We start from the raw sequence: 20,608 nt of genomic DNA on the forward strand, positions 1-20,608 counted from the left end.
TTTTTTATGGAACGCGTTGGGTACGTTCGGAGTGAAGGATGAGCGCTGAAGCAGCAGCATTGCCGTCACCTGCGCAGCAGATGGCGGGTGTGCCGGAACAGTCGACACCGGCGCAGCCGCCGCGTCCGACGCTCATTCCGCCGGCGTTCAAGCCGCTCGCACTGCTGATCGGCATCGCGGCCGCTGTGGCTGCAGGCGTCGGCATCGTGCTGTGGTCGAAGGAGCCGACTTACAGTCTGCTCTACGGCAACCTCGGTCAGCAGGATGCCGCGCAGATCGCGCAGGCGCTCGATACAAACGGCATTCCCTACAAGCTCGAAGGCAGCGGCACCATCACCGTGCCGGCCGATCGCGTGCACGATGCACGTTTGAAACTCGCCGCCCAGGGCCTGCCCGAAAACGAGGGCGGCTTCTCCGTCATGTCGAAGGATCCGGGCTTCGGGGTCAGTCAGTTCATGGAAGGTGCGCGTTATCAGCACGCTCTGGAAACCGAGCTGGCTCGCACCATCACCAATTTGCAGGCGGTCGAAGGTGCGCGCGTGCACCTTGCGTTGCCGCGTCAGTCCGCTTTCGTCCGCGATCGCCGCAAGCCGAGCGCGTCGGTGTTCCTGCAGATGAAGCCGGGCCGTCGTCTGGAATCGGAGCAGGTCACCGCGATCGTCAATCTGGTGGCGTCCAGCATTCCTGAGCTGGAAGCGCAGCAGGTCACGGTGGTCGATCAGCAAGGTCGTCTGTTGTCATCGCCCGATTCGAATACCGAGCTGGCCGAGCGCGACAGGCAGATGGGAATCGCGCGTGAGCTCGAAGATCGTTATACGCAGCGGGTTCAGCAGCTGTTGGCTCCGCTGGTCGGCAGCGACCGAGTGCGCGCGCAGGTGGTCGCCGATGTGGAGATGTCGACGACGGAAGAGGCTCGCGAGCAGTATCGCCCCGAAAGCCAGATCGTTCGCAGCGAGCAATTGGCCGAAGAAACCAGCCGCAACGGCTCGGGTCCGCAAGGCGTGCCGGGTGCGTTGACGAATCAGCCGCCGCAGCCGGGTACCGCGCTGCCGCCGGGTACGAGCGCGGCTCCAGCTCAGGCTGCGAACGCGAACGCGAACGGCGCCGCTACTGTCGCGGCGCCGGACAACACGTCCAAGCAGCAGACCCGTAACTACGAGATCGATCGCACGGTCGCTTATACCAAGTTGCCGGCGGGTCGTTTGAAACGACTCACCGTGGCCGTGCTGGTGGACAACCTGCGCACCACTGCCGAAGACGGCGCCGTGAGAGAAACGGCGATCACGCCCGAGCAGATCGAGAACATGACGCGCCTGGTCAAGGACGCGATCGGCTTCAACGAAGCGCGCGGTGACAGCGTCAGCGTCGTCAATCAGTCGTTCCGCGGCGAGACCAAGCCCGATGACTTCGTGGCGGACAAGATCCCGCTGTGGGAACAGCCGCTGATCCGCGACGTGGCGAAGCTGGTCGTGGGCTTGATCGCCTTGCTGGTGCTGGTGTTCAGCGTGCTGCGCCCGATGCTTCGTAGCCTGTTGGGTGTGCCTCCGAAGCCCGAGAAGAAGAGCAAGGACAAGAGCCAGGACTCGAAACAAATTGTGCAGCAAGTAACGCCAGTGGCCATGGCGGCAGTAGCTGCAGCTGACGGCGCCGCCGCGGCACCGCTCGATTATGACGGACAGATCGCAGCAGCCCGCGCTTTGGTGACGCAAGATCCTGCGCGTGTGGCGCAGTTGGTAAAGACTTGGGTTGGCGACGATGAGTAGGGAAAAGGCGGAAACCAAGCGCAATGGCACCGAGCGTGCGGCCATTCTGTTGCTGTCGCTCGGCGAGGCCGAAGCGACCGAAGTGATGAAGCACATGGGCGCCAAGGATGTGCAGCGCATCGGCGCCGCCATGACGCAGCTCCAGAACATCTCGCGTCAGGAAGTGCAGGGTGTGCTCGCGGAGTTCACCAGCGAGCTGGAGGAAAAGACTGCACTGGGCATCGGCGTCGACGACTATCTGCGCAAGGTGCTGATCGGCGCGCTCGGCGAGGACAAGGCCGGCGGCGTCATCGATCGCATCCTGTTCGGTCGCTCCAGCAAGGGTCTCGAAGCGCTGAAGTGGATGGATGCGCGCGCAGTCGCCGAACTGATCCGCCAGGAACATCCGCAGATCATTTCTATCGTGCTCGCGTATCTCGATGCCGATCAGTCGGCGGAGATCCTGTCGCAGTTCCCGGATTGGTTGCGTGCGGACGTGATCATGCGTATCGCTACGCTCGACGGCATTCAGCCGACGGCATTGCACGAGCTCGATGAAGTGATCGAGAAACAGTTTGCCGGTAAGACCGGCGCGCTCAAGACTTCAGTGATCGGCGGCATCAAGACGGCGGCGCAGATCATGAATTTCCTGGACTCGAGCCAGGAGACCGTGCTGATCGAGAACATCCGTAAAGTGGACGATTCGCTGGGCGGCAAGATTCAGGACCTCATGTTCGTGTTCGGCGATCTGGTCGACATCGACGATCGCGGCATGCAGGAAGTGTTGCGCGCGGTGCCGGGCGAGAAACTGCTGCTCGCCATGAAGGGCGCCGACGACGAGCTCAAGTCGAAGATCTTCAGGAACATGTCGCAGCGTGCGGCGGAAATGCTCAAGGACGATCTCGATTCGCGCGGCCCGGTGCGTCTGTCCGAAGTGGAAGCCGCGCAGAAAGAAATCCTGCTGCAGGTTCGTAAGATGGCCGAGGCCGGCACCATTCAGCTCGGCGGCAAGGGTGAAGAGTTCGTATGACGTCACCGTCGCGGTACGAACTGCCGAGCATCACCGCCGCCATGGCCGTGCAGGGGCGTCGCCCCGGCAAGACCGTGCAGGAGCTGGAAGATCTCGAACAGCGCACTTACGAAGAGGCGTATGCCAAGGGCCACGCGGAAGGTCGCGCCCAAGGCCTGGCTGCCGCCGAGCGCGAGATGATTCCGCAAATCGAACAGCTGCAGGCGCGTGTGCAGCGGCTCGACACCATCATCAATTCATTGGCTCGCCCGCTGGATGAGCTCGACCCGGAAGTCGAGGACCAGCTGTTGCAGCTCGCCCTGACGATCGGCCGTCATCTGGTGCGTCGTGAGCTGCGCATCGATCCGAGTCAGGTCATCGCGATTATTCGAGAGACCGTGGCTCTGTTGCCTGCGTCGGCGCGCGATGTGCGAGTTCATTTGCATCCTGAAGATGCCGCAGTCGTGCGTGAGAAGCTGTCGACGCCGGTCGGCGAACGGGTCTGGACGATCGCCGAAGATCCTGTGATGGGGCGAGGCGGTTGTCGTGTGACGACCGAGACGGCGCAGATCGACGCGCGTTTGGATACGCGCATCGGCAGCGTCATCAGTGCGCTTCTGGGCGATGAACGTGTGACTGCTGGCCGCGGTGAAGAGCCGTCGGCTGAAGCCGGCACCTCAGCGGACATGTTCGATAACGGCTCGGAGCCTGCATGAGCACTCCAGCCCTGCAATTGAAGCGCGGCGCGAACTGGGCCAAGCAGCTGCAGCGTGCCTCTCGTCTGGTCGATCGATTGGAGCCACCGCCGGTCGAAGGTGTGCTCACCCGCATGATTGGCCTCACGCTCGAAGCCGCCGGCTGTCAGGCTGCTATCGGCGATCGTTGTGATGTGTTGGGATCGAACGGTCATAGCGTCGAAGCCGAAGTCGTCGGCTTCTCCGGCGATCGTTTGTATCTCATGCCCACCGGCGACATTCACGGTTTGAAGCCGAACGCTCGCGTCGTTCCTCGCACCGGCGCGGGCACGGCAATCGTCGGTCCGCAGCTCATGGGGCGCATCATCGATGGCGGCGGCAATGCGCTCGACGGCCTTGGGCCGCTGAACTGCGAAGATCGCATTCGTATGATCGGCGCGCCGATCAATCCGCTGATGCGCAAGCCTATCGAAGAACCGCTCGATGTCGGCGTGCGCGCCATCAACTCGTTGCTCACGGTGGGGCGCGGTCAGCGTATCGGCTTGTTCGCAGGCAGCGGCGTGGGTAAGAGCGTGCTGCTCGGCATGATGGCTCGCTACACCACTGCGGATGTCATCGTCGTCGGTCTGATCGGCGAGCGTGGTCGCGAAGTGAAAGAATTCGTCGAACGCATTCTCGGGCCGGAAGGCCTGGCTCGGTCCATCGTCGTCGCGTCGCCGGCCGACAACCCGCCGCTGATGCGTTTGCACGGCGCGTGGCGTGCCACTGCCATCGCCGAGTATTTCCGCGATCAAGGCAAGAACGTTTTGCTGATCATGGACTCGCTCACGCGTTTCGCTCAGGCGCAGCGTGAGATCGGCCTCGCGATCGGCGAAGCGCCGGCAACCAAAGGTTATCCGCCGTCGGTGTTCGCCAAACTGCCGCAGCTCGTCGAGCGTGCGGGTAATGGCGACAGCGGCTCGGGCTCGATCACCGCGTTCTATACGGTGCTCAGCGAAGGCGACGATCAGCAGGATCCGATTGCCGATTCGGCGCGCGCGATTCTCGACGGTCACATCGTGCTGACGCGTCGTTATGCCGAAGCGGGCCACTATCCTGCGATCGACGTCGAAGCGTCCATCAGCCGCGTGATGCACGAGATCGTGCCGCAGGAGCATTCGGCGATGGCGCGGCAGTTCAAACAAGCTTTGTCCACGTTCCAGCAGAATCGCGACCTGATCGCGATCGGCGCTTATAACAAGGGCAGCGATCCGCGCATCGACGCGGCTATCGCCGCATGGCCGGCGATGCAGAAGTTCCTGCAGCAGGACGTGCACGAGTCGGTCGACTATCGCACCAGCCTCGCGAACCTGCAGGCGCTGGTCGGAGGCGGCTGATCTAGATGAAACGAGCCAAACGACTCGAACCTGTTCAACACATCGTCGATGAGGCGCAGAAGCGGCTCGCGATGAGTGTGGCGGCGTTCGAGAAGCGTTTGCTGGACGGCGAGCAGAAACTCGACGAACTGGTGCGCTACAAGGCCGAGTACGAACAGGGCTTTCAGCAGCGGGCTACTGGCGGTATCGGCGTGACCGAGCTGCGCGATTACCAGGCCTTTCTCGCCAGGTTGGCCGAGGCGATCAAACAGCAGCAGGCGCTTGTGAACCGCGCCCGCGCTGAAGCTGAGGCTGAACGCCTGAAGTGGCAGGAAGCTTTGAGACGTTCCAAGGCGCTGGGCCATGTGGTCGAGCGCTGGCAGGCCGAAGAGCGCCACGTGGCCGAACAACGCGAGCAGCGCGAAAGCGACGAGCGCGCCCAACGAAAGATTTCCCGACCCTGATCCGATCATGACGCCCAGTGTTCCCTTTGCAGGTACTCCCATGCCAGTCGCCAGCACTTCCACGTCCGGCGCCGCTGCTCCAGCGACGTCGTCGGCCGCGCCGTCCAGCGTCTCGGTGGATTTCGTGTCGATGTTGGGTCAGCTCGCCGGCGCGGTCGCGCCGACGCCTGCCTCGACAGCCATGCAGACCGTGTTGCCCGTGACGAAGGACGCCGATGAGCTCGATACCGATGCCGAGTCCACCGACATGCTCGGCATGATGCCGTTGTCGTTGCCAGTGATGCCGACCGACGTGCAAGCCGATGCCAATGCGCAGGCTGCGGCGCTGCTCGGTGTCGGTGTGGCGAAGGAGAAGAATGCTGTCGCACCCGAGGCGCAGCTGCTGAGCGATTTGATCGAACCCGAGCAAACCTCCAGCCAGGGAAAGTTCGAGATACCGCAACTGCCGTCGAACGATGGATCGCCGTTGCGTCAGGCCGAGTCGGCGCATGCCCGCCCGGTGAATGTTCCTGTCGGCAACGAGCAGTGGGCCGATGAGATCGGCTCGCGCATGACCATGATGGTGGAGCAGGGCAAGCACACGGCGTCGCTGCGTTTGTCGCCCGAACATCTCGGTCCGCTCGAGGTGCGGATTACGATGAATGGCGATCAAGCATCAGTGCAGTTCGGCGCCGCCCACGTCGATACGCGCAATGCCCTCGAAAACGCGTTGCCTCGCCTGCGTGAAATGTTCGCCTCGCAAGGCTTGTCGCTGGCGGATGCTAACGTTTCTCGTGAGCCGCCGCGGCAGCAGCAGAATCCCACGCCGCAATCTTCGTCTTCGTCGTCTGGCTTCTGCGGCGAAGAGGGCACGACTTCCGTGTCAGCCGCGCAGGTCCGCCTCGGACTGCTCGACGCGTACGCTTAGGTCACCCTTTCTTTCTCAGTCCGTCATAGATAGAGAACACCCACGGTCGCAAGGCCAGCAGCAGTCCCATACTGCGCTTGTCCTTTTGGGGAAGTCCGGAGTCGAGCGCGGCCAGTTCCGCGAAGTCTCGTGCGAGCAACTCGGCCTTGCGCGTCAGGATCTTTGCTGAAGCGTCGGACAGCTCGGCCGAAGCGAAGCTGATCGATTCGTGGCGGCCGGTGAAGTCGGCCTGCAGGAATTCTGTCTTTACCTGCTGCTCATAAAGCCGTCGCACCGGCCCGTTGCTGCGCCAGGAGATCACATTCGACGTGCGCAGCCTAACCCGCATTTTTGGCTGCAACTCGATCAGCTTCGCCGCATCGAGCTTGACCAACAGCCGCCGCAGCTCCCGTTCCGACAGGTCCAGCTCGGTCGCGATCGCCGGGCTGTCGCGGCCGTTGAGCAGCAGATGAAAGCAGGCGAGCAGGCGGGAGTCACTGGCCAGTATCTCCTCCTGCTCGATGGTGAGTTGCTGAACGCCGGGACTGGTTTGTTGCGCCGCCATTCTGGCGACTTCCATGATGCTCAAGCCCAGCGCCGTACAGATCTGCTCCAACCGCGCCAGGGAGAAGGTCTCCTCGGCAAAGATACGTTTGATCGAGGCTTCGCTCAGGCCGACGGCTGTGGCCAGGTCGCGATAAGTCGTGCCTCTGGCCTTCAGGCTGCGCTTCAACACGGCAATGATCTGCGCGCACTCGCTCATCGGGTCGGCCTCCAGTCCAGTCCGGTGAGGCTCAGGGTATTGAATTGCGCTACTTTCGCAAGTCTGGTTGCGAAATCCGAGTGCCTCTCCGCACGCTTCCCGGACTCCACGGTTGTATCAAGGGAACGGTATGAGTGCGCTGGCTTCACGGGATGAGCACCGCGAGATCTGTAACGACAAACACTCCCACCTCAATTCGACCAGCATGCTCGGGCGCATTGCGCCGAGGTCGGTGGAAGACGTGGTCAGGGCTGTACGGCAGACCGGACAACGGGGCCAGAGCCTGAGCGTCGCGGGGGCCTGTCACGCGATGGGCGGACAGCAGTTTGCGACGGATGCGTGGCTGCTCGATATGCGCTCGATGGACCAGGTGCTCGATTTCGACCGGGATCGAGGCATCGTCCACGCGCAGGCGGGCATCACGTGGCCGGACTTGATCCGACACTACGTGATCGCGCAGCGTGATGGAGCAAGTGCGTGGGGCATTCGGCAGAAACAAACTGGAGCTGATCGCCTGACGCTGGGTGGCGCCGTCGCTGCGAACATTCACGGCCGAGGTCTCGCCTATGCGCCGTTCGTCAGGGACATCGAAGCCGTCGAGGTGGTGCTCGCCGACGGCTCGATCGTCGAGTGCAGCCGCGCCCGCAACTACGATCTCTTCCGTCTGATTGTCGGTGGCTATGGACTGTTCGGTGTGGTGTCGTCGGTGAAATTGCGTTTGGTGCCACGGCAGAAGGTGGAGCGTGTCGTCGAGCTCGCGCGAGTGGAGCAAATCATGGAGCAGTTCCAGGAGCGAATCGATGCCGGCTATCTCTACGGCGACTTTCAATTCTCGAGCGCGCCGGAAGACCGCGGCTTCCTGTCTCGCGGCGTCTTTTCCTGTTACCGCCCGGTGGATCCCGACACTCCGATCCCGCCCGGTCAGATCCGGTTGTCGCCGGCCGACTGGCGCAGGCTGCTGTATCTCGCTCATCGCAACAAGCTGCAGGCCTTCAACGAGTTCGCAGATTTCTATCTGCAGTCCTCCGGTCAGATCTACTGGAGCGACACGCACCAGCTGAGCGTGTATCTCGACGACTATCACGGCAGGCTCGACGAGGTGCTGCAGCCGCAGGTCGCCGGATCGGAAATGATCACGGAGTTGTATGTGCCCCGGGCGCAACTGACTGCTTTCATGGAGGATGTGCGCAGAGATTTTCTGAGGCATCGGGTTGATTTCATCTACGGCACCGTGCGCCTGATCGAGCCGGATACGGAGACATTCATCGCCTGGGCTCGCGAGCGCTTTGCCTGCGTTATTTTCAATCTGCACGTAGACCATGACGCTCGCGGCCTGGCCACTGCGGCGGAGGCATTCCGCCGGCTGATCGATATCGCCATCCACCATGAGGGCAGTTATTTCCTCACCTACCACCGTCATGCCACGCTCGCTCAGCTGCGCACGTGCTATCCGATGTTCGAGCGATTCCTGGCGGCCAAGACGCGTTTCGATCCGCACGAGGTATTTCAAAGCGATTGGTATCGACACTACCGTGACCAGTTCGCGGAGGCTTGAAGCCAGCTCATCGGTTAGCATGCCTGCCTGTTCAAGAGAGGCTTCAGAGCATGCAGATCGAGTTCTGGTTCGAGTTTGCCAGCACGTATTCGTATCCCACGGCGATGCGCATCGAAGCGCTCGCGGCCAGTCGCGGCGTGCAGGTGGTGTGGCGGCCGTTCTTGTTGGGGCCGATTTTCAATCAGCAGGGCTGGAACGATTCGCCGTTCAATATTTACCCGGTCAAGGGACGCTACATGTGGCGCGACATGGAGCGACTCTGTGAAGAGCTCGGCCTGCCGTTCCGCAGACCCAGTGCGTTCCCGCGCAATGGATTGCTTGCTGCCCGAGTGGTTTGCGCTCATGCAGATGCGGCATGGGTGCCGGATTTCGTGCGGTCCGTCTATCGCGCGAACTTCGTCGAGGACGCGGAGATTTCCAATCCGGCCGTCGTGGAACGATGCCTGACCGACCTGGGTCAGGATGCCACAGCCATTCTTGCCGCGGCACAAACGCAGGCCGCCAAGGACAAATTCAGATCGCAGACAGCTGAAGCAATGGCGCGGGGCATTTTCGGCGCGCCCTCGTTCGTGGTTGGGAACGAACTGTTCTGGGGTAACGATCGCCTGGAAGCGGCAATAGCGTGGGTCTTGCGCTGATTTAAATTGTCAGACAATATAAATCCCGTCGGCCGACAACGGAACAGTCATTCATCCAACGGGAGATTCCAATGACGGAACTGCACGGCCGGAGACCTTTACCCCGCCTTCTGGCGTTGATCCTGTTCTTGGTCAGCTCGCTATTGCTGTTCAACCAGGTGACGCATGCGCAGACGGCGCCGAGTCACGACCCCTCGCGCATGATTCGCAATGTCGACGGGCGCTATTGGATATTTACTACCGGCGACGGCGTCTGGGCGATGTCGTCGAGCAATGCCAATTTCACCGACTGGCGGGTCGAGTCGCCGGTATTTCCAGTGGGCACGTGGCCCAGCTGGATCAACAACTATGTAAGCGGATTCAACGGCTTCTTCTGGGCGCCGGATGTCATCAATGTCAACGGTCAGTATCGTCTGTACTACTCGTGCGCCGGGCAGGGCGCAGCGGCGGCGATAGGACTGGCGACCGCGACCAATCTGGCCGGCCCGTGGACGGATCAAGGACTGGTCGTGGCCGGCAACAATGCCATCGATCCGGCGCCGCTGGTGGATGGCAGCAATCATTGGTTGACGTGGGGTAACTGGCAGACCGGCATCGATCTGCTGCAGTTGAATCCATCGAACGGCAAGCCGCTCAATTCCAGCCGCTGGGATCTGGTGCCGGGGCAGGTGGAAGCGCCGTATCTGCACAAGAACGGCAGTTATTACTATCTGTTCTTCCAGCGCGGCTTGTGTTGTAACGGCGTGAACAGCACCTACTACACCGTCGTCGGTCGCTCGACCAGCATCACTGGCCCGTATCTCGACAAGACTGGCGCGAGCGTGTTGAACGGCGGCGGCTCGGTGTTTCTGCCCAATCGCGATGGTCGATACATTGGGCCGGGGCACGTCGGCATCGGCGAAGGCAAGCTCACTTATCACTTCTACGATGGCAACGAGAACGGCGCGGCGAAGCTGAGAGTCACGACAGTGAGTTTCACCAATGGCTGGCCGGTGGCAGCGGGAGTGAACTTGCCGTCACAAGGTGGAGCGCTCGCGAACGGTACGTATCGAATCCGCAATCGCTCGACCGGCAAGTATCTGGACAATTTCGGTGCAACGGCCGATGGCGCGAACGTCGCACAGTGGGCCTCGAGCAACAGCGCGAATCAGCGCTGGATACTCACGACTTCCGGCGGCTATTCGAGATTGCGGGCGGTGACGGGCGGAAAATATCTGGATAGCGTGGGGCGCACGGCGGACGGCTCGGCAGTAGGTCAATGGGCGGACAGCCCCAGCTTCAACCAGCAGTGGACGCTCGTTGCGGTCGATTCGTACTACAAGCTCATCAATCGAACCAGCGGCAAGGCCGTGGATACTGGCGGGCAGACGGGCGACGGCGCCGTCATGCAGTTCTGGTACGACAACATTAGTTTCAATCAGCAGTGGGCGTTCGAGTACGTCAGCTCCGCGACCAGTCCATAGTTCTCATTTGCCAGGCATGGCCGGGGTCGTCCCGGCCATGCTCGCCGCGTACTCTCGTGTGCGAGTGTCCCGAGTCAAGACTTCCACAGCCGCGGCGCGCAGCTGATCTGCAGGCACATCCGACAGATCGCCTCGTGCGGATGTTGAACCGTGCGCGGCCAGGTAAGCCTGCAGATCGCGTATCACTCGCTTGTTCGCAAACAGGTGCGGCACCTGCTCGTCGTCGCCTTGATCGCGATTGAACTTGCCCAGCAGAAAGCGCAGCGAGTCTCGGGCCATCCACAGCTCGGTCAATTTGGCGCGATATTCCAATTCCCAGGGCGTCAGGCTGGGGAATTGCTGGAGATCCGCGAAGTGCTGAGTCTCATGGCCCAGCAAGCTGGCGCGGAACGCTTCGCTGTCCAAACCTTGCGGGAATGCGGGACCGACGGCATACAAACGTTCGTCCGTGGCCCAGCCGCCATTCGAGCTGCGCTCACAGCGCGCATACGAGCTCCAACCGCGCGTCACGAAGTCATCCAGCACCTCGAGTTGCACGGGGTATGCGCGCTCGGGCAGCTGGACTTCGCGCTTCGACGACTGCTGTTTGCGCCAGACCATCAGCTCTCGCAGCGGCGGCGTATTTCCCAGCTGCGAGTAATAGCCTCGCGCGCGCAGCTCGCGGGCGACGCGTTCATCCAGCTCGTCCCAATCATCGATCGCCGTCGTCTCGCCCAGCGCCGTGCTGAGGTCGCGCTGCAGTTGGCGGCTGTAAAAGTCGCGCTCCGGAGGTGACGTGAGAGAGTGCCACCAATACGTCTGATACAGGCCGAGCACCTCGCCGACGAATGGATCGCCTGCCTCCGGCCGTGAAGGCGGCGCAGCGTTGCTGCCGAAGCGCTGAAACATGCACCGTCGATAGGCGGCGTCTTTGCCGCCAAAGTTACTCCTCGGCACGGCTTGCAGATGCGCAGCTGCGAGCCTGGCATTGCCCTGGAGTGCGGCTTTGGTCGACTGGCCGATGGCCTCTTCGCCCGCGGCGGTAGTGACGCCGCCAGCTTCGCCGGCCAAGCAACTGTTAATGCTCAGCAGTCCGCAAGCGAATAGAATTGCGCCAGCCGCGGCCCGTCCGAATTGCTGAACCATCGCGTCCTCGGCGTGAGTTGCACTTCTTCCTGCGTTTCGACGCGCGTAGCGCTCGAAGGGTTACACGACGGATTCAATGAGCAACGGCTGCGATGACGCGCTGACCTGAGGTGACAAATTGAAACAGATGCTGCTCGTTGCGCTCGGCGGCGCCATCGGTTCGGTGGCGCGGTTCAAGCTGTCGGGGTGGGTGTTGCATGCGACGCCTAACTGGCGGTTCCCCGCCGGCACGTTCGCCGTCAATGTCATCGGCTGTTTGATTGCCGGGCTGCTGGCAGGCATGGCCGTGAAGCAGGATGTGTTCACGCCGGAAGCGCGGGTGTTGCTGTTCACCGGACTGCTCGGCGGATTCACGACGTTCTCGGCGTTTGGCCTGGAGACGTTGTTGCTGTTGAAGCGGGGCGAGGCGGGCGTGGCGGTGGCCAACGTGGTCGTGAGCATCGTCGTTGGCTTGCTCGTTGCATGGGTGGGCTACGGGATCACGACTCGTGGCGTGAGCTGAAGAGGAGCAGGCGATGAAGTTCGTGACGTGCACGCTGGCGGCCCATGGTGGGGCGATTCTGGACATCCTCAACGAGCAGATCCGCACTTCGACCGCGGTGTACGAGTATGTGGAGCGCACGCCGGACAGCATGGTGGCCTGGTTCAAGGCCAAGGACGCCAGGAATTACCCGGTCATCGGTGTGGAAGACGAGAGCGGCACGCTGATGGGGTTCGCCTCGTACGGTGTGTTCCGCGAACGTCCGGCATACAAGTACACCGTCGAGCACTCGGTGTACGTGCATCAGGATCACCGAGGCAAGGGTCTCGGACTGGTGCTAATGGAACGCTTGATCGAAGCAGCCCGCGCGCAGGATTTGCATGTGATGGTGGGCGGCATCGATGCCACCAATGCGGGCAGCATCGCCCTGCACGAGAAGCTGGGCTTCGTGCACGCGGGCACGATTCGGGAATCGGGTTACAAGTTCGGTACCTGGCTGGATCTGGCGTTCTATCAGCTGACTTTGCAGACGCCGCTCAGTCCCACAGAAGGCTGAGGCCGCGTCCACCCTTTGACGCTGGCTCGACGCGCACCGGCGCGCACTTGTGGAGCCCGTCACAGTTGCCCGCGCCAAGATTCTGTCGCGGCATTGCGGTGTGTCGCAGTTCACACTGTGTTTTTCGCGTATTTCCCTTCTGGATTAATGACTTGCATGCTCGCTAGGAAGCGTGGCACGTCGCTTGCTCTTATTGGGCGTGCGACGAAGTCTTCGAGGAATGCGCGATGTCTGATGCTCCTGCTGGTGACGCCCCCGCGGCGCCGCCCGGCAAATCCAAGATGCTGGTGATTGTGTTGTGCTCCGTCCTCGCTGCGGGAGCGGCGGGCGGTGGCGTTTATTTCATGACCGCCAAGAAGCAGAGCAGCGACGAGCATGAGGCAACCGCGGCCCCGGCCCCGAAGCTGCCGGCGATCTACAGCAAGTTCGATCCGCCGTTCGTGGTCAACTTCCAGAACAAGGGCATGACGCGCTTTCTCCAGGTCAGCATCGAAGTGATGACCCGGGATGCGGCGACCGCCGATATGCTCAAGCAGCACGATCCGAAGCTGCGCAACGATTTGTTGATGTTGCTGGGTGGCCAGACGTTCGAGACCTTGAACTCGCGCGAGGGTAAGGAACAGCTGCGCACCGAGGCGCTGAAGACTGTGGCGGACGTGATCGCGGCCGAAGGCGGCAAGGCCGAGAAGGTCGAGCAGCTGTACTTCACCAGCTTCGTGATGCAGTAACTCGCGGCGCCATCAAACTACAGAGATTGAGACATGTCCGGCAGTGACATTCTAAATCAAGATGAAATCGATGCCCTGCTACACGGTGTAGACAGCGGCACCGTCAAGACCGAGGCGCCCGCCGCGCCCGGCGAGGCGCGCAGCTACGATTTCTCAAATCAGGTTCGCATCGTGCGCGGGCGCATGCCCACGCTCGAGATGATCAACGAGCGGTTCGCGCGCCTGTTCCGCATCAGCCTGTTCAACCTGCTGCGCCGGACGCCGGAAGTCGCGGTCGCGCCGGTCAAGATGCTCAAGTTCAGCGAGTACGTGCACTCGTTGCACGTGCCGACCAATTTGAATCTGATCAAGATCATGCCGCTGCGAGGCACCGGCCTGATCGTGCTCGATCCGAAGCTGGTGTTCACCACGGTCGACAACTTCTTCGGCGGCAACGGCCGTTACGCGAAGATCGAGGGCCGCGAGTTCACCGCGACCGAGCAGCGGATCATTCATATGCTGCTCAAACATATTTTCGCCGACCTGAAGGAAGCCTGGTCGCACGTCCAGCGGCTGGATGTCGAATACATCAACTCCGAGATCAACCCGCACTTCGCCAACATCGTCAGCCCGACGGAAATCGTCGTGATCACGAGCTTCCACGTCGAGCTGGACGGCGGCGGCGGCGATATTCACATCACGATGCCGTACGCGATGATCGAGCCGCTGCGAGAGCTGCTGGATGCCGGCGTGGCGAGCGACCGTGTCGAGCACGATGAGCGCTGGGTCAGCGCGCTGAAGGAAGAGATGGAAGATGCCGACGTGGAGCTGAGCACGCTGCTCGGTCGCGCCCGGCTCACGATGCGCCAGCTGATGGATATGAAGGCGGGCGACATTCTGCCGTGCGACTTCAACGGCCGCGCCACGATCATGGCCGAGGACGTGCCCATCTTCAGAGGCAAGTTCGGTGTTTCCAATGGCCAGCAGGCCGTGCAGATCGAAGAGCGGATTTCCCGGGTGCGTCCGCGGCTGCTGGACGTTTTGAACGCGAAGGTTTGAACCCATGAGCATGAGTAGAGAAGCGATGGAGGCGGCCCAGGCCGCCCAGTTTGCCGAGCTGCTGGAGCAGGAGCAGCGTCAGCGCGCCGCCGCCGCTGCGCCCGAGCCCAGCATGCCGAGCGGCGCACCTGGCGATGTGAATCTGGACGTCATTCTCGACGTGCCGGTCACGCTGTCCATGGAGGTGGGCCGCACGCGCATTCCGATCCGCAACCTGCTGCAGCTCAATCAGGGCTCGGTGGTGGAGCTGGATCGCGCCGCGGGCGAGCCGCTCGACGTGTTCGTCAACGGCACGCTGGTCGCGCACGGCGAAGTCGTGGTCGTCAACGAGAAGTTCGGTATCCGTCTGACCGACGTGATCTCGCCGTCCGAGCGCATCCGCAAGCTGAAGTGAGTTGACGTCGAAGTGAGTCAGGCCAAAGTTCTCCTGCCGCGCACCTTGATGCTGTCCGTCATTCGTGGCGTGGCCATTCGAGGTCTGGCCGTTACGGCCGCGATCTGCGCACTGTGTTTAGCCGCTCCGATGGTGTTCGCCGCCGAGAAATTCGCGGCCCCCGAAGCGTCCCAAGCGCCTGCTGCCGTCGGCGCGGGCAGCCTGACTCAGGTGACGCTGTCATTGTTACTCGTGCTGGGTGTCGTGTTCGCGGCCGCCTGGGTGACGCGCCGCCTGCGTGGCTTCGGCAAGTTTGGTAACGGCGCTTTGCACGTCGTCACCGAGATCGGCGTCGGCACCAAAGAGCGCGTCGTGCTCGTGCAGGTGGGTAAGCAGCAGCTGTTGATCGGCGTGGCCCCGGGCCGCGTGAGCACGCTGCATGTCCTCGATGAGCCTGTGACTCCGCAGACTCCCGGTACGCCAGTCGCTCCTGCGGACGGCTCGACTCCGCAGCATCCCACCGATTTCAAGTCCATCCTGAAGCGGAGCCTCGGCCTGTGACGCGCGCTCTCGACAAGCTGCGCGGCCGGGGGCTCGCGCGGTATGCGCTGGTGGCGTTGTTGCTGCTCGCGCCGTTTATTTCTTTCGCTCAGGGCATTCCGGCGGTCACCGTTTCGACGGCGCCGGGCGGCGGTCAGCAGTATTCGTTGACGTTGCAGATCCTGATCCTGATGACGGCAATCACGCTGTTGCCGGGCATCGTGCTGATGATGACGGCGTTCACGCGCATCGTGATCGTGCTGGCCATCCTGCGTCAGGCGTTGGGCGCCGGCCAGGCACCGCCGAATCAGGTGCTGATCGGCCTGTCGTTGTTTCTCACCTTGTTCGTCATGGGGCCGGTCGTCGATCAGGTGAATACTCAGGCCGTGCAGCCTTACATGGAAGGCAAGATGGACGCGACCACGGCCATGAACACGGGCGTGGAGCCGCTCAAGAAATTCATGCTCGACCAGACGCGCGAAAGCGATATCGCCACGTTCGTGCGCATCTCCGGCGGCCAGGGCTTCGATAAGCCCGAGGACGTGCCGCTGCGCATTCTGGTGCCGGCGTTCGCGACCAGCGAGCTGAAGTCGGCGTTCCAGATCGGCTTCCTGATCTTCATTCCGTTCGTCATCATCGATCTGGTGGTGGCCAGCGTGCTCATGTCCATGGGCATGATGATGCTGTCGCCGGTGCTGATTTCCTTGCCCTTCAAACTGATGCTGTTCGTGCTGGTCGATGGCTGGGGCCTGATCATGGGCACGCTGGCAGCGAGCTTCTATACATGACGCCCGAGACCATCATGACCATCGGCCGCCACGCGCTGGAGATCACTATGCTGCTGGCGGCGCCGCTGCTGCTCGCCGCATTGACGATCGGCTTGCTGGTCGGTGTATTCCAGGCCGCGACCCAGATCAATGAAATGACGCTGTCGTTCATTCCGAAGCTGCTCGGCATGGCGGCGACGCTGGTCATCGCCGGCCCGTGGATGTTGAAGCTCATCGTCGGCTATACGCGCGAGCTGTTCGAGAGCATTCCGGGTCTGATCGGCTGAACTGCTGGCGATGATCAATCTGACCACAGGGCAGCTCGAAGTCTGGCTGGCGCAGTACCTGTGGCCATTCCTGCGCATCGGCGCCTGTTTCATGATGGCGCCCATCTTCGGCGCCGGCTTCGTGCCGCCGCGGGTGCGCTTGTTTCTCGCCGGCGCGATCACGTTCATCGTCGCGCCGCTGATCCCGGCGCCGAACGTGGAAGTGTTCTCGTTCGCCGCGGTCATCGTGACCATCCATCAATTGCTGATCGGCTTTGCCAGCGCGTTCGTCCTGCAACTGATCTTCGACGCGCTCGCCATGGGCGGCCAATTGCTGGCGAACACCATGGGCCTGGGCTTTGCCTTCAACGTCGATCCGTTGCGCGGTGTGAGCACGCCAGTGCTCGGTCAGCTTTATATGATTCTGGTGACGCTGACGTTCCTGGCGATCAACGGTCATCTGGTGCTCATCGACATTCTCGTGCAGGGCTTCACGACGTTGCCGGTCGGCATGACCGGTCTGGACAGCGACATGATCTGGCGCGTGGCCGAATGGGGCACGCAGCTGTTCGCAGGCGCATTGGTCGTAGCACTGCCGGGCATGGCCGCGCTGCTGATCGTGAATCTCGCGTTCGGCGTCATGAGCCGTGCGGCGCCGACCTTGAATCTGTTCGCGGTCGGCTTCCCGATCTCGCTGATCTCGGGCCTGGTCATCATGTACATCGGTCTGCCTTCGGTGCTGACCGCTTTCAATCAATCCCTCGAAGCGGCGTTCGGAGTCATCCGTACGCTGCTGCGTATCGCGCCATAGGAGTGACTCATGGCAGAGGGTGATGACGCACAAGAAAAAACCGAAAGTGCAACTCCCAAGCGCCTCGAGGAAGCGAGGCGCAAAGGCCAAATCCCCAGATCCAGGGAGTTGAGCGCGGCGGCGGTGACCATGTCGGCCGCAGCGGCGTTGTACATGATGGGCGGGCAAATCGCCGGCAAGATGTACGAGTTCATGGAGCGCAGTCTGACGCTGAGCCGGGAACAGGCGTTGGACTCGTCGCAGATGGTTCCAACGCTGGCCAGCGCGGCCATCGATGGCTTGAAGATATGCGCGCCGGTACTCGGCATCATCTGCCTTGCGGCGATTCTTGCGCCGCTGGCGCTCGGTGGCTGGTCGTTCAGCACTCAGGCACTTGCGCCGCAGTTCAATCGGTTGAATCCGTTGTCAGGCGTGAAGCGCATCTTTTCCAGTCGCGCGGTGATCGAGCTGGTCAAGGCGCTGGCGAAGTTCGGCGTCGTCGGCACGATCGCCGTGATCGTGCTGTGGAGCGACGTGACGACGCTGCTCAATCTTGGGCACGAGCCGCTCAACCAAGCGATCGCTCACACGATCAGCTTGGCTGGCAAGGCGTTGATCGCCATCACCTCGGGCTTGCTGATCATCGCGGGCATCGACGTGCCGTATCAGCTGTATACGCATGCCAAGCAATTGAAGATGAGCCGCCAGGAAATCCGCGAAGAGCACAAGGAAGCGGAGGGCTCGCCAGAAGTGAAGGGCCGCATTCGTCAGTTGCAGCAGCAGTTCGCTCGCGGGCGCATGATGCAGGACGTGCCGAAGGCCGACGTGATCGTCACCAACCCGACGCACTTCGCCGTCGCCTTGCGCTACGACGAAAAGCGCATGCGCGCGCCGATCGTGGTTGCGAAGGGCGTCGACCTCGTGGCTGCTCGTATCCGTGAGATCGCGACGGAGCACAATGTGCCGATCTTCGAAGCACCGCCGCTGGCGCGTGTGTTGTATCGAAACGTCGATATCGGCGGCGAAATTCCGTCGGCTGTATACCAGGCCGTCGCTCAGGTTTTGACGTATGTGTTCCAGCTGCGCGTGGCCAAGCGCTCCGGCTTTCAGCCGCCGCCGCGGCCGGATGTGACGGTCGAAGAGTAAGTCAGTTCAGGCCCCGCGGGGGGCGGCTCGGGCATGCAATCGCCGCGGGCTGGCTCCCTGCGACCCGCGGCGCGACTCAAGTTGAGTAGTACGGTTACATGCCACCTGTGCCTCCCTGGCCCGTGCGTGACGTGCACACCCGGTGTTCTTCCTGTTCTTGTTAATTGTCACTGTCCTTGTGTGAGAAGTCGTCACACAGCCGGGGAGTGGTGAGTGATCGACTTCAGGAAGATTCGCGAGCCCGCCCGTTCCTGAGCGGCGATGGGTCATGAGCCAAATCCATGTCGGCTCATGACCATCGCGTGCGTCCCTGTACGACTCGCGCTTCCTTGGAACAACAGATCGACATCCGCTGTAGAACTGCTGTTCCTAATTGATAAAGCGACAACGGTCACAGTTTTCCCTCGCACAACGGGTCAGTTATTTGAAATATTTTCGAGTTATGACGTGCCGTGGTGCACCAATCACCTATGGCGGAGTCGGCGCCCGTCTACTCGTCGAGATTGGCGGTGAATCCAATGGGCCGTTTCTTGGGCTCGGGCAGGCGCATGAGCTCACGTATGGCTTTGAGAATGCCCACTATCGCCTGATCATGGGATGAGACCTTCCGTGCCAATTGCGTGAACTTCTCCGCAAGCCTTCGATTGGATGCGAGCAGATGACGCAACTGCAGGAAGGCACGCACGATGTGTATGGTCATCGCGACGGCCCGAGGGCTATTGAGCACCGTCGCGGCCATGATGGCTCCGTGTTCAGTGAACGCAAATGGCCGCTTGCGGCGGCCGCCCCAACTTGATGTCGCAAATTGCGACTTCAAGTTGGCGAACTCATCCTCGGTCAATTCGAAGATGAAGTCCGGCGGGAATCGGCTCTTGTTACGACGAACCTGCTCGTTGAGCCGGCGGGTTTCGACCTCGTATAGCGCCGCCAAATCGCTATCTAGCAGTATGCGCTGGCCGCGCAGGACGATGATCGACTGTGCAATGCGCTCAGCTGGGGCGGGGTACCGAAAGAAGGTTGATTCGGGGCGGGAGCCCCCGTGACGGGTGGGCTCCCTTTGTTTCGACGCCCGGGCGCAAAGCGCTACAACGATTCGATGTGCGCGATCATGCGGCGGCGGCCTGCGTCGTCGGGCAGTCGGCCAGTGGCCGCACCCAGGTTATCGGCCAGGTTGCGTACGCTGCTGGTCGCCGGCGTGGCAGCGGTGACGGCCGGGTGCGAAACCGCGAACTTCAGGAAAAACTGACCCCAGGTGGCGATGTCGTATTCGGCCGCCCAGCCGGGCAGCTCGTGGCCCTCGACCTTCTGCCACAGGCGGGTTCGACCGAAGGGCTGGTATACCAGAACACCGATGCCGCGTTCCTTCGCCAACGGGAAGATCCGTTCCTCCATGGTGCGGTTGTCGATTGCATAGTCCACGCCGATGAAATTGAGCTTCTCCTCGCGCATGACGCGTTCGAGCAGCTCATATTGACCGGCATTGGTCGTCGTGACGCCTATGTAGCGGACGCGACCCGCATCCCGATACTCCTTGAGCAGGCCAAGTTGGGTGGGGATGTCGGCCATGTTGTGGACCTGGATCAGATCCACCGGCGATTTTCCCAGCCGTTCGATTGAGCGGTCCAGTTGCGCCCGGGCTGCCGCTGGATCGGCAGAGCCGCCCGACCCGGCGACATTGACTTTAGTGGCCCAGAACAACTTCTTGTTGTGCCCGTTCTGTCGCGCGACGCTGGCAGCGACCTCTTCGGCCGAACCGTAGCTGGGCGCAGTGTCGAACACGGCATTCGGGGTGTTCGACAGGGCATCGAGCAGTGCCTTGATTGCTGCGGTATCGCCTGCGCCGGCAATGCGGGCAAACGAGGCGGAACTGCCCAAGCCGACCACCGGTAGCTGTTCGGACGTGCCCGGAATCGCTCGGGTAATCAGCGAGCGCTGACCGGCGGCCAGCAACGCGGTGGGATTGACCGCCAGCGAGACGCCAGCGAGCGCGGAAAGTTGGAGGTAATCGCGTCGTGAAATCATGAGGTGGTCCTTGTCAAAGATCGTTGTAGTTGTGAGTTTGCAATCGCGAACACTCGGGGTGTGGCGCGAAGATGGCCTTTTTCGGCGCCGGTTTGATTCCCTGACCAAGACTTAATGCACCAGGTCGCTGGTGCGAGCCGCCAGGCCGGCAATCCCGGCCGTGTGATTGGCTTCACACATCCCCCTCGGCCGCGGCGCCCGCTATC

22 protein-coding genes and 1 pseudogene are annotated in these 20,608 nt (G+C 62.0%); 19 read left to right on the forward strand and 4 right to left on the reverse strand.

The features are described from left to right. Positions 1 to 38 precede the first annotated feature (38 nt). The 6 genes from fliF to D0550_RS24480 are packed head-to-tail and all read left to right on the forward strand — an operon-like array spanning position 39 to position 6,172. Positions 39 to 1,763, forward strand: coding sequence for a flagellar basal-body MS-ring/collar protein FliF (gene fliF / locus D0550_RS24455; RefSeq protein WP_116811822.1), 1,725 nt, complete (start codon positions 39 to 41; stop codon positions 1,761 to 1,763). Then, positions 1,756 to 2,772, forward strand: coding sequence for a flagellar motor switch protein FliG (gene fliG / locus D0550_RS24460; RefSeq protein ID WP_116811823.1), 1,017 nt, complete (start codon positions 1,756 to 1,758; stop codon positions 2,770 to 2,772). The genes fliF and fliG overlap by 8 nt, the downstream gene beginning before the upstream one ends. Then, complete coding sequence (locus D0550_RS24465) at positions 2,769 to 3,467, forward strand: flagellar assembly protein FliH (protein ID WP_116811824.1); 699 nt, start codon at positions 2,769 to 2,771, stop codon at positions 3,465 to 3,467. Before fliG ends, D0550_RS24465 begins: the two co-directional genes overlap by 4 nt. Further along, positions 3,464 to 4,822, forward strand: a complete 1,359-nt coding sequence (gene fliI, locus D0550_RS24470; RefSeq protein WP_116811825.1) for a flagellar protein export ATPase FliI — start codon at positions 3,464 to 3,466, stop codon at positions 4,820 to 4,822. The genes D0550_RS24465 and fliI overlap by 4 nt, the downstream gene beginning before the upstream one ends. A 5-nt stretch (positions 4,823 to 4,827) precedes the next feature. Further along, the gene (gene fliJ, locus D0550_RS24475) at positions 4,828 to 5,265 is read left to right on the forward strand and encodes a flagellar export protein FliJ (protein WP_116811826.1); all 438 of its coding nucleotides are present in this window, start codon (positions 4,828 to 4,830) and stop codon (positions 5,263 to 5,265) included. Between the two features lie 40 nt (positions 5,266 to 5,305). Next, complete coding sequence (locus D0550_RS24480; RefSeq protein WP_161966027.1) at positions 5,306 to 6,172, forward strand: flagellar hook-length control protein FliK; 867 nt, start codon at positions 5,306 to 5,308, stop codon at positions 6,170 to 6,172. Position 6,173: 1 nt separating this feature from the next. On the opposite strand, the gene D0550_RS24485 is transcribed toward D0550_RS24480, so the two are convergent. Continuing rightward, on the reverse strand, positions 6,174 to 6,887 hold the full coding sequence (locus tag D0550_RS24485; protein WP_161966028.1) for a helix-turn-helix domain-containing protein: 714 nt from the start codon (positions 6,885 to 6,887) through the stop codon (positions 6,174 to 6,176). 157 nt (positions 6,888 to 7,044) lie between these two features. Here D0550_RS24485 and D0550_RS24490 point away from each other — a divergent pair, with 157 nt between their 5' ends. From D0550_RS24490 to D0550_RS24500, 3 genes are all read left to right on the forward strand, one after another. Beyond that, positions 7,045 to 8,469: an FAD-binding oxidoreductase gene (locus D0550_RS24490; protein ID WP_116811829.1), complete on the forward strand. Its 1,425-nt coding sequence runs from the start codon at positions 7,045 to 7,047 to the stop codon at positions 8,467 to 8,469. 50 nt (positions 8,470 to 8,519) lie between these two features. Further along, positions 8,520 to 9,107 (forward strand): 2-hydroxychromene-2-carboxylate isomerase, encoded by a 588-nt coding sequence (locus D0550_RS24495; RefSeq protein ID WP_116811830.1) that lies wholly within the window; start codon positions 8,520 to 8,522, stop codon positions 9,105 to 9,107. A 71-nt stretch (positions 9,108 to 9,178) separates the two neighbouring features. Next, positions 9,179 to 10,570, forward strand: coding sequence for a family 43 glycosylhydrolase (locus tag D0550_RS24500; protein WP_116811831.1), 1,392 nt, complete (start codon positions 9,179 to 9,181; stop codon positions 10,568 to 10,570). Positions 10,571 to 10,573: 3 nt separating this feature from the next. Here the strand turns inward: D0550_RS24500 and D0550_RS24505 are convergent, their stop codons facing one another. Continuing rightward, positions 10,574 to 11,620: a hypothetical protein gene (locus D0550_RS24505; RefSeq protein WP_153067329.1), complete on the reverse strand. Its 1,047-nt coding sequence runs from the start codon at positions 11,618 to 11,620 to the stop codon at positions 10,574 to 10,576. A 202-nt stretch (positions 11,621 to 11,822) separates the two neighbouring features. Between D0550_RS24505 and crcB the strand changes: the two genes are divergently transcribed. The 10 genes and pseudogenes from crcB (at position 11,823) to flhB (ending at position 18,380) form a co-directional block, all read left to right on the forward strand. Further along, on the forward strand, positions 11,823 to 12,197 hold the full coding sequence (gene crcB, locus D0550_RS24510; protein ID WP_116811833.1) for a fluoride efflux transporter CrcB: 375 nt from the start codon (positions 11,823 to 11,825) through the stop codon (positions 12,195 to 12,197). A gap of 13 nt (positions 12,198 to 12,210) precedes the next feature. Beyond that, positions 12,211 to 12,732 carry a GNAT family N-acetyltransferase gene (locus tag D0550_RS24515; RefSeq protein WP_116811834.1) on the forward strand — a complete coding sequence of 174 codons (522 nt, stop codon included), beginning with the start codon at positions 12,211 to 12,213 and terminating at the stop codon, positions 12,730 to 12,732. 227 nt (positions 12,733 to 12,959) lie between these two features. Continuing rightward, positions 12,960 to 13,460 (forward strand): flagellar basal body-associated FliL family protein, encoded by a 501-nt coding sequence (locus D0550_RS24520; RefSeq protein WP_116811835.1) that lies wholly within the window; start codon positions 12,960 to 12,962, stop codon positions 13,458 to 13,460. A gap of 33 nt (positions 13,461 to 13,493) precedes the next feature. Beyond that, positions 13,494 to 14,498 (forward strand): flagellar motor switch protein FliM, encoded by a 1,005-nt coding sequence (gene fliM / locus D0550_RS24525; protein WP_116811836.1) that lies wholly within the window; start codon positions 13,494 to 13,496, stop codon positions 14,496 to 14,498. 31 nt (positions 14,499 to 14,529) lie between these two features. Further along, a pseudogene (gene fliN / locus D0550_RS24530) lies at positions 14,530 to 14,892 on the forward strand (flagellar motor switch protein FliN); the annotation flags it as partial. Between the two features lie 12 nt (positions 14,893 to 14,904). After that, positions 14,905 to 15,432 carry a flagellar biosynthetic protein FliO gene (gene fliO, locus D0550_RS24535; protein ID WP_206606514.1) on the forward strand — a complete coding sequence of 176 codons (528 nt, stop codon included), beginning with the start codon at positions 14,905 to 14,907 and terminating at the stop codon, positions 15,430 to 15,432. Further along, a complete protein-coding gene (fliP, locus tag D0550_RS24540) occupies positions 15,429 to 16,199 on the forward strand; it encodes a flagellar type III secretion system pore protein FliP (protein WP_275129282.1) in 771 nt (256 codons plus the stop codon). Before fliO ends, fliP begins: the two co-directional genes overlap by 4 nt. After that, complete coding sequence (fliQ, locus tag D0550_RS24545) at positions 16,196 to 16,465, forward strand: flagellar biosynthesis protein FliQ (protein ID WP_116811837.1); 270 nt, start codon at positions 16,196 to 16,198, stop codon at positions 16,463 to 16,465. Before fliP ends, fliQ begins: the two co-directional genes overlap by 4 nt. A gap of 10 nt (positions 16,466 to 16,475) precedes the next feature. Further along, the gene (gene fliR, locus D0550_RS24550; protein WP_116811838.1) at positions 16,476 to 17,255 is read left to right on the forward strand and encodes a flagellar biosynthetic protein FliR; all 780 of its coding nucleotides are present in this window, start codon (positions 16,476 to 16,478) and stop codon (positions 17,253 to 17,255) included. 9 nt (positions 17,256 to 17,264) lie between these two features. Continuing rightward, entirely contained in the window at positions 17,265 to 18,380 is a 1,116-nt protein-coding gene (flhB, locus tag D0550_RS24555; protein ID WP_116811839.1) for a flagellar biosynthesis protein FlhB, read from the forward strand. Between the two features lie 490 nt (positions 18,381 to 18,870). Here flhB and D0550_RS24560 read toward each other — a convergent pair whose 3' ends face one another. Beyond that, positions 18,871 to 19,365 (reverse strand): ORF6N domain-containing protein, encoded by a 495-nt coding sequence (locus D0550_RS24560; protein ID WP_349770742.1) that lies wholly within the window; start codon positions 19,363 to 19,365, stop codon positions 18,871 to 18,873. 98 nt (positions 19,366 to 19,463) lie between these two features. Next, positions 19,464 to 20,402, reverse strand: coding sequence for an aldo/keto reductase (locus tag D0550_RS24565; RefSeq protein ID WP_116811841.1), 939 nt, complete (start codon positions 20,400 to 20,402; stop codon positions 19,464 to 19,466). Positions 20,403 to 20,608: the final 206 nt, after the last annotated feature.

The sequence above is a fragment of the Steroidobacter cummioxidans genome (assembly GCF_003104955.1).

Coding starts and splice junctions, on each gene's coding strand:
- fliF (WP_116811822.1), top strand. CDS start 39: ATGAGCGCTGAAGCAGCAGCATTGCCGTCACCTGCGCAGCAGATGGCG.
- fliG (WP_116811823.1), top strand. CDS start 1,756: ATGAGTAGGGAAAAGGCGGAAACCAAGCGCAATGGCACCGAGCGTGCG.
- D0550_RS24465 (WP_116811824.1), top strand. CDS start 2,769: ATGACGTCACCGTCGCGGTACGAACTGCCGAGCATCACCGCCGCCATG.
- fliI (WP_116811825.1), top strand. CDS start 3,464: ATGAGCACTCCAGCCCTGCAATTGAAGCGCGGCGCGAACTGGGCCAAG.
- fliJ (WP_116811826.1), top strand. CDS start 4,828: ATGAAACGAGCCAAACGACTCGAACCTGTTCAACACATCGTCGATGAG.
- D0550_RS24480 (WP_161966027.1), top strand. CDS start 5,306: ATGCCAGTCGCCAGCACTTCCACGTCCGGCGCCGCTGCTCCAGCGACG.
- D0550_RS24490 (WP_116811829.1), top strand. CDS start 7,045: ATGAGTGCGCTGGCTTCACGGGATGAGCACCGCGAGATCTGTAACGAC.
- D0550_RS24495 (WP_116811830.1), top strand. CDS start 8,520: ATGCAGATCGAGTTCTGGTTCGAGTTTGCCAGCACGTATTCGTATCCC.
- D0550_RS24500 (WP_116811831.1), top strand. CDS start 9,179: ATGACGGAACTGCACGGCCGGAGACCTTTACCCCGCCTTCTGGCGTTG.
- crcB (WP_116811833.1), top strand. CDS start 11,823: ATGCTGCTCGTTGCGCTCGGCGGCGCCATCGGTTCGGTGGCGCGGTTC.
- D0550_RS24515 (WP_116811834.1), top strand. CDS start 12,211: ATGAAGTTCGTGACGTGCACGCTGGCGGCCCATGGTGGGGCGATTCTG.
- D0550_RS24520 (WP_116811835.1), top strand. CDS start 12,960: ATGTCTGATGCTCCTGCTGGTGACGCCCCCGCGGCGCCGCCCGGCAAA.
- fliM (WP_116811836.1), top strand. CDS start 13,494: ATGTCCGGCAGTGACATTCTAAATCAAGATGAAATCGATGCCCTGCTA.
- fliQ (WP_116811837.1), top strand. CDS start 16,196: ATGACGCCCGAGACCATCATGACCATCGGCCGCCACGCGCTGGAGATC.
- fliR (WP_116811838.1), top strand. CDS start 16,476: ATGATCAATCTGACCACAGGGCAGCTCGAAGTCTGGCTGGCGCAGTAC.
- flhB (WP_116811839.1), top strand. CDS start 17,265: ATGGCAGAGGGTGATGACGCACAAGAAAAAACCGAAAGTGCAACTCCC.
- D0550_RS24565 (WP_116811841.1), bottom strand. CDS start 20,402: ATGATTTCACGACGCGATTACCTCCAACTTTCCGCGCTCGCTGGCGTC.